Here is a 2,220-nt window from a genome sequence, read left to right on the forward strand (position 1 = left end):
GGGCACGCTTCGCCACTCACCTGGGGGACCGGGTCAGGCGTTGGCGGCTTTGTATTCGCGGCGGCGGCGGTGCAGGATCGGTTCGGTGTAGCCGGAGGGCTGGTTCGTGCCGTCGAGGATGAGTTCCTTGGCGGCCTGGAACGCGATGTTGGTGTCGAAGTTAGGGGCCAGCGGCCGGTAGGTGGGGTCGCCCTGGTTCTGCCGGTCCACCACCGGCGCCATCCGTTGCAGCGAGGCGACGACCTGGTCGGCGGTGACGACGCCGTGCCGGATCCAGTTCGCCAGCAACTGGGAGGAGATGCGGAGGGTGGCGCGGTCCTCCATCAGGGCGACGTCGTGGATGTCGGGGACCTTGGAGCAGCCGACGCCGGCGTCGATCCACCGGACCACGTACCCGAGGATGGACTGGCAGTTGTTGTCGAGTTCCTGCTGTTTCTGCTCCGCGGTCCAGTCGGTGTCCGGGGCCAGGGGGATGGTGAGGATCTGCTCGAGGGTGGCCCGCGGGGCCCCCTTCAGTGTGTCTTGGACGGCGAACACGTCGACCTGGTGGTAGTGGGTGGCGTGCAGGGTGGCCCCGGTCGGCGACGGCACCCACGCGGTGTTCGCGCCGGCCTTCGGGTGGCCGATCTTCTGCTCGAGCATCTCGGCCATCAGTTCGGTCATCGCCCACATGCCCTTGCCGATCTGCGCCCGCCCCTGCAGGCCGGCGGCCAGGCCGACATCGACGTTCCAGTCCTCGTAGGCGGTGATCCAGGTCTGCTGCTTCATGGCGGCCTTGCGGATCATCGGCCCGGCCTCCATCGAGGTGTGGATCTCGTCGCCGGTGCGGTCGAGGAACCCGGTGTTGATGAACACCACCCGCTCGGCGGCCTCGTGGATGCAGGCGGCGAGGTTGACGGTGGTGCGCCGCTCCTCGTCCATGATCCCCACCTTGAGGGTGTTGGCGGGCAGGTTCAGGACCTGTTCGACGCGGCCGAACAGTTCGGTGGTGAACGCGACCTCGTCGGGGCCGTGCTGTTTGGGTTTGACGATGTAGATCGACCCGGTGCGGGAGTTGACCAGCGGCCCCGACGCCTCCGACGCGGACAGCCCGTGGATGGCGCACAGGGAGGTGAGCAGGGCGTCGAGGATGCCCTCCGGGATTTCGGTGCCGTCGCCGTGCAGGATCGCCGGGGTGGTCATCAAATGGCCGACGTTGCGGACGAACAGCAACGACCGCCCGTGCAGGGTGAGGTCGGTGCCGTCGGGGGCGGTGTAGGTGCGGTCCGGGTTCAGCCGGCGGGTGAACGACTGACCGTTCTTGGTCAGCTGCTCGGTCAGATCACCGCGGTTGAGGCCGAGCCAGTTGCGGTAGCCGATGACCTTGTCGTCGGCGTCGACGGCGGCGACGGAGTCCTCGAAGTCCATGATGGTGGTGACCGCGGACTCGAGCACCACGTCCTTGATCCCGGCGGCGTCGGTGGACCCGATCGGGGAGGTGGGGTCGATCTGGATTTCGGCGTGCAGGCCGTGGTTGCGCAGCAGCACCCCGGTCGGGGTGGCCGGGTTCCCGAGGTAGCCGACGAACGTGCCCGGCTCGGCCAGCCCGGTGATCGTGCCGTCCGCCAACTCCACCCGCAGGGTGTCCCCGTCGACGGTGTAGCCGGTGGCGTCGGCGTGCGAACCCTGGGTGAGGGGGGCGGCGGTGTCGAGGAATGTGCGGGCCCAGGCGATGACCCGGTCGCCGCGGACCGTGTTGTAGGAGGTGCCCGGTTCGGCGCCGCCGTCCTCGGGGATGGCGTTGGTGCCGTACAGGGCGTCGTAGAGCGATCCCCAGCGGGCGTTGGAGGCGTTGAGGGCGAAGCGGGCGTTGAGGACCGGGACCACCAGCTGCGGGCCGGCGGTCGAGGTGATCTCGGCGTCCACGTTCGCCGTCGAGATCGTGAACGGGGCCGGTGCCGGCACCAGGTAGCCGATCGAGGTCAGGAACTGCCGGTACTCGGCCGGGTCGGGGGTGCCGGTGTGGTCGCGGTGCCACCGGTCGATCTGCGCCTGCAGCTCGTCGCGGGTGGCCAGCAGGGCCCGGTTCTTCGGCGCCAGGTCCTCGATCACCTTCACCGCACCCGACCAGAACCCGTCGACGTCGATCCCGGTCCCCGGCAACGCCTCCTCGTTCACGAAGTCGTAGAGCACCTTCGCGACCTGCAGACCGCCGACCTCAACACGCTCAGTCATGAAATG

Annotated in this window: 1 protein-coding gene; it reads right to left on the minus strand. The window is 68.9% G+C overall.

Annotation, left to right across the window (positions count from 1 at the left end; all coding sequences use genetic code 11):
* Positions 1 to 33: 33 nt before the first annotated feature.
* Complete coding sequence (locus P3H15_RS53630; RefSeq protein WP_276144763.1) at positions 34 to 2,214, minus strand: malate synthase G; 2,181 nt, start codon at positions 2,212 to 2,214, stop codon at positions 34 to 36.
* Between the last annotated feature and the right edge of the window lie 6 nt (positions 2,215 to 2,220).

This window comes from Rhodococcus sp. T2V (assembly GCF_029269925.1).
Lineage (GTDB): Bacteria > Actinomycetota > Actinomycetes > Mycobacteriales > Mycobacteriaceae > Rhodococcus_F > Rhodococcus_F koreensis.

What these genes read in the sequence shown, in the direction of transcription:
- P3H15_RS53630 (WP_276144763.1), bottom strand. Translation starts at nt 2,214, where the DNA reads ATGACTGAGCGTGTTGAGGTCGGCGGTCTGCAGGTCGCGAAGGTGCTC.